Here is a 4,452-nt window from a genome sequence, read left to right on the forward strand (position 1 = left end):
GCATGACCGAGCGCAACGTCCTGGGCGGGGAGCTGGAGCCCTGCAGCACCGACCCGCTGACGGGCTTCTACCGCGACGGAAGCTGCACCTGCCGGCAGGACGACATCGGCATCCACGCGGTGTGCGCGGTGATGACCCCGGAGTTCCTGCACCACCAGCGCGAGGTCGGCAACGACCTCTCCACCCCGCGGCCGGAGTGGCAGTTCCCCGGACTGCGGCCCGGCGATCGCTGGTGCGTGGTGGCGGGCCGCTGGCTGCAGTCCTACGAAGCCGGGATCGCGGCGCCGGTCGTCCTCGCCTCGACTCACGAGCGCGCGCTCGAGATCATCCCGATCGAGCTGCTCCGGGAGGCGTCCATCGACGTGCCGCCCGACGCCAGCTCGCTGGTCTGAGGCCGATCAGCCCTTCTTGGGCACCACGTGGGCGTCCGGCCCCGGATACGTCAGCCCCTCGTGCCCGTCGGACCACCTGACGACGTACGGCGGCGCACCGTCGTCGCCGCGTACCTCGACCACCTCGCCCTCGTGCTTCGGCGAGTCGACCTTCATCCCTTCGACGACCAGTTGATCGCCCACGTTCGCGCGCATCCAGATACCTCCAAGCCAGTCGCTTCCACGATGCTCCGCTTGCACCCGGCGCGCAAGGGCTGTCGGACGACGGTTGCCGGGCAGCCTGTGGAGAGCCGTTCGCGCACCGCGCCGAACCGGGGGAGAGTCACCGGCATGACTGTTGACATGCCCTTCCGACCACTCATCCGCACCCAGGCCGATCTCGAACATGCCTGGCGACACCTCATCGAGCCGCTCGGCTTCTCCGATCACAGCATCTGGATGATGCTCATCGACGGCGACGACCGGCCGATCCCCAGCCTCACCGAGATCGAGGGTGCCGTGGAACCGCCCGAGCCCGAGGAGGTCGACGGCCTCGCCGAGCTGATGCGCCGGCTCCGCGCCGACATCGCGCCCAGGGCACGCTTCGCCTTCCTGCGCTCGCGACCGGGCGGAGGCGGCATCGATCCCCACGACCGGGGGTGGGCGCAGGCGCTCTACGACGCCGCCCGGCTCGCCCGGGTCCCGATCGAGGTCGTCCACCTCGCCACCGACCACACCCTGATCCCGATCCCGATGGACGACTTCCTCGCGGCCGGTTGAGCCAGCCGCGGGACACCATGACCATCGTCGTTGACCCCACCAGGTTTCAGACCACGGTCCGAGACGTCCGGGAGGCTGCGGCCGAGCTCCGGCAAGTCCGCAACCAGACCACCAGCCGGGTCGACTCGCTGCTGCGGGGCGGCTGGACCGGGCTCGCCGCAGACTCGTTCGCCGAGGCCTGGTCGGACTGGCGGCAGGCGGCGGACGACGTATTCACCGGCCTGGTCACCATCTCCGACCTGCTGGACTCGACCCACGACGACCTCACGGCGCGCGATGCCGACGCCAACGGCTCACTCGCCAGGATCACGACGCGGCTGCACTCGAGGCTCGACTGATGCTCCAGGACACCTACTCCCTCGACGTGGCCGAGCTCTTCGACGTCATCGATGACCTCGCCCGCGGCCACGACGCCCTGTGCGAGCTCGCAATCGCCCTCGAACGCCGCATCCGCGAGCTGCACCTGACGTGGGAGGGGCAAGCCGTCCAGGCACACGGGATGGCCCAGGCCCACTGGGACCAAAGCTTCACGCAGATGCGCCATGCCCTGGACCGGATGCGGCAGGCTGCGGCCACCGCTCACCGCAACTACACGTCCGCGGCGGTCGTCAACCGCGACCTGTGGCAGCAGGTTCGATGAGGCTGCTGGTCGACGGCGGTGCCTACGCGACTGCCCGCACCGCCTTCGAGGACGCCAACCAGGTCGCGGCCCTCCAGTACGACGCTCTCACCGGCAAGCTCGCGGGCTACGCAGGCATGGCCGGTGACGACTCCTCATCGGCCGAGTTCGCGGAGGCCTATGACGATGCGGCGGCGCAGGCAGCCGGCGCCCTGGCCGATCTGGTGGCCGGGTTCGCCTCCCTCAGGCACCTGACCGAGGCGTCTCGGGCCAACCACCGCAGCGCCAACGTCTCCTCGATCATCGGCGGCGGCGTGGTCTACGACGGCGACCTCCTGCCGGAGGACGGCGTCGTCACGGTGCTCCCCAGCGCACCGCCCTCCGCGTCGGGTGGTGCGACACCGAGCCAGCCGTTCCCGCTCGACCTGCTCGTCGACGCCATCGACGGGTTCATCTGGCCGAACGCCGACGTGGACCGCCTCCGCGACGCAGCCCAGACCTGGCGCGGCGCCGCCGAGTCCGTCGACGGCCTCAGCACCTACTGCGACGCCGCCATCCGCGGCCTCGAGGGGCAACGCTCCCCCGAGATCCCAGTGGCGATCGAGGCGACCATCGAGCTGAACGCGGCCATCGACTCGGTCGCCGACCAGTACGCCGCGCTCGCCGGCTCGTGTGACGCGCACGCCAGCGCAGTCGAGGCGAAGCGCCGCGAGATCATCGACCTCGCACTCGAGGTGCTGCGCGTGGTCGCCGAAGAGGTCGGTCTCTCGATAGGCATTGGTCTGGTCACGGCAGGGGTCGGCGCGGCTGGCAAGGGCGCCCTGGCCGGCGCGCGGATCGCCGCATACGCACCCCGCTTCACCGCGATCCTCACCGCGCTCCGTGTCGCCGGCTCGGCCACCGCCGCCACCATCCGGACCAGCACCACCGCCCTTCGGTCGGTGCGCAGCCAGCTGGCCAAGTACGTCGAGGTCCTCGCGAGGCGGTCCGTCGCACGGGGCGAGGCGGGCAGCATCGGCCCGTTCGGTCGATGGACGACGTGGCTCGGGGCTCACGAGCACTCCGGGAGCCACACGCTCGCGAAGCACGCCGGCAAGAGCGACGACGAGATCCTGGAGCGCCTCGCGTCGGAGCCGCGACTGCGGACGAGTTCCACCTTCACCGACGAGCAGACAGCAGCCGGGGCCATCGACCAGCTGTTGAGGCAACGCCGTCACGTCGTCGATGACTGGCTGCGCCACGGCGAGGGAAAGTTGGCGATCGACGGTGATGCCGGCCGAATCATCGGCCGGCTGGCACAGCAGGGGTCAGATCACATCACGGAGTCGAGCAAGCTCCGGGCCGTCCTGGTCCCGGACCCAGAGATGCCGGACGGGTGGCGCCTGTTGACGGCCTTCGTGACCACATGACACGAGTCGCTAGCATGGCTGCAGGAAGGGCGACAATGACCGATTTCCCGGCGCTCAAGCGCCTCAGCGGCGCGTACGTCAACGAGGACTGGCCCGACTTCTACGACGATGTCTGGGCGGCTGTCGACGACTTCATCTCGGGCGCCCCGACCTTGGCACGTCAACTGCCCTCCGAGGTCAACCTGGTGTTGCACGAGCAGCGGTCCGAGGGCTCGCTCGAGCGGTTTCTCGACTCACTCGGCCTCGGATATCAACCCCAGCCAGGCGACAGCGGCTTCTCCGGCTTCCTGACCGAGGTCGCTCGACGCGCCTCGGTACAGGCCCACGCGACGTAGCTGCTTCCGGGTACGCCACGCCTGGCGTGACCGTGACGTGACCAGACGACGGTTTCTCAGCGACTGGCCGGAGCCTGACCGACTCAGGCCGCGACGACCGACCCGAAGTAGAAGTCGACCTGGTCGTCACCCCAGCCGCGACACTCCCGCAGGCCACGGCGCAGCATCGCGAGGTACGCCGGCGCGGGGCGCGTGTGGGGCACCGCGTCGAGCCCGTGCGGCGAGGTGAAGGTCAGCATCGGCAGGCCGTCGTGCCGACCGACCTCGATCAGGGTCTCGTAGTGGCCGGGCCCGGCCTCGTGCCGGCCGGTCTCGAGGCCGCCGATGATGATCTCCTCGAGCGGGTCGCCCTCCTCGGGGAGGCGGTGCATCTCCTGGGCGGCCACGTCGGCGAACTGCTGGACGGTGATGCGGTAGGCCCGCGCCGGGGTCGGACCGGGCACGTCGTGGTCGTAGAACGCGACCCCGCCGCCCCACGTGGGGGACTCGCCGGCGAAGTAGAGGCTGCCGGGCAGCTCGACGGCCATGTCCGCGACGGGGAGTGTGGTGTCGCGCGCGCCGACGTACTCGAGGGCGCCGCCGCGCGGGCGGCCACCCTGGAGGTAGCAGCGGAGGCGCTCGCGGCACATGTTGGAGCCGTAGCTGACGTACCAGACTTCAGGGGGAGGCATACGACGACCCAGCATGCCGAAGTCCTGGCTCGATCGCCGTAACCCACGCCACGGCGGGCGAAGTCGCGACGCGGCCTAACGCCGCCGGTGGAAGCGGTAGTCACCCGAGGCGTGTCGTCGGAGGTCCCAGCGGTCGTCGTGGGCCCGACGGTGGTGGTAGCCGCAGAGCGGGAGGCCGTTGTCGAGGTCGGTCGGCCCGTCCTTGCCCCAGCTCAGCCGGTGGTGGTGGATCTCGCACCAGGCGAAGGGGCGTTCGCAGCCGCCCAC

At 70.5% G+C, this 4,452-nt stretch carries 8 protein-coding genes and 1 pseudogene; 6 read left to right on the forward strand and 3 right to left on the reverse strand.

From position 1 onward, the window contains the following. The first annotated feature begins 2 nt into the window (after nucleotides 1-2). Nucleotides 3-392 carry a DUF2237 domain-containing protein gene (locus VFN12_RS09550; RefSeq protein ID WP_325118417.1) on the forward strand — a complete coding sequence of 130 codons (390 nt, stop codon included), beginning with the start codon at nucleotides 3-5 and terminating at the stop codon, nucleotides 390-392. Nucleotides 393-398: 6 nt separating this feature from the next. Here VFN12_RS09550 and VFN12_RS09555 read toward each other — a convergent pair whose 3' ends face one another. Continuing rightward, complete coding sequence (locus tag VFN12_RS09555; protein ID WP_325118419.1) at nucleotides 399-575, reverse strand: DUF1918 domain-containing protein; 177 nt, start codon at nucleotides 573-575, stop codon at nucleotides 399-401. Between the two features lie 147 nt (nucleotides 576-722). Here VFN12_RS09555 and VFN12_RS09560 point away from each other — a divergent pair, with 147 nt between their 5' ends. Genes VFN12_RS09560 through VFN12_RS09580 form a run of 5 tightly spaced genes read left to right on the forward strand, consistent with a single transcriptional unit; the run spans nucleotide 723 to nucleotide 3,514 of the window. Next, nucleotides 723-1,151: a hypothetical protein gene (locus VFN12_RS09560; RefSeq protein ID WP_325118421.1), complete on the forward strand. Its 429-nt coding sequence runs from the start codon at nucleotides 723-725 to the stop codon at nucleotides 1,149-1,151. 17 nt (nucleotides 1,152-1,168) lie between these two features. Next, nucleotides 1,169-1,489: a WXG100 family type VII secretion target gene (locus VFN12_RS09565; RefSeq protein ID WP_325118422.1), complete on the forward strand. Its 321-nt coding sequence runs from the start codon at nucleotides 1,169-1,171 to the stop codon at nucleotides 1,487-1,489. Beyond that, entirely contained in the window at nucleotides 1,489-1,791 is a 303-nt protein-coding gene (locus tag VFN12_RS09570) for a WXG100 family type VII secretion target (protein WP_325118424.1), read from the forward strand. Before VFN12_RS09565 ends, VFN12_RS09570 begins: the two co-directional genes overlap by 1 nt. Then, complete coding sequence (locus VFN12_RS09575; protein WP_325118425.1) at nucleotides 1,788-3,179, forward strand: RNase A-like domain-containing protein; 1,392 nt, start codon at nucleotides 1,788-1,790, stop codon at nucleotides 3,177-3,179. The genes VFN12_RS09570 and VFN12_RS09575 overlap by 4 nt, the downstream gene beginning before the upstream one ends. A 35-nt stretch (nucleotides 3,180-3,214) precedes the next feature. Further along, a complete protein-coding gene (locus tag VFN12_RS09580; protein WP_325118426.1) occupies nucleotides 3,215-3,514 on the forward strand; it encodes a contact-dependent growth inhibition system immunity protein in 300 nt (99 codons plus the stop codon). A gap of 83 nt (nucleotides 3,515-3,597) precedes the next feature. Here the strand turns inward: VFN12_RS09580 and VFN12_RS09585 are convergent, their stop codons facing one another. Both VFN12_RS09585 and VFN12_RS09590 read right to left on the reverse strand, forming a co-directional pair. Further along, nucleotides 3,598-4,185, reverse strand: a complete 588-nt coding sequence (locus tag VFN12_RS09585) for a histone deacetylase (protein ID WP_325118428.1) — start codon at nucleotides 4,183-4,185, stop codon at nucleotides 3,598-3,600. A gap of 75 nt (nucleotides 4,186-4,260) precedes the next feature. After that, a pseudogene (locus VFN12_RS09590) lies at nucleotides 4,261-4,452 on the reverse strand (HNH endonuclease); the annotation flags it as partial.

Origin of the sequence: Nocardioides sp. (assembly GCF_035703625.1) — a bacterium.
In the GTDB taxonomy this organism is placed as follows: Bacteria; Actinomycetota; Actinomycetes; order Propionibacteriales; family Nocardioidaceae; genus Nocardioides.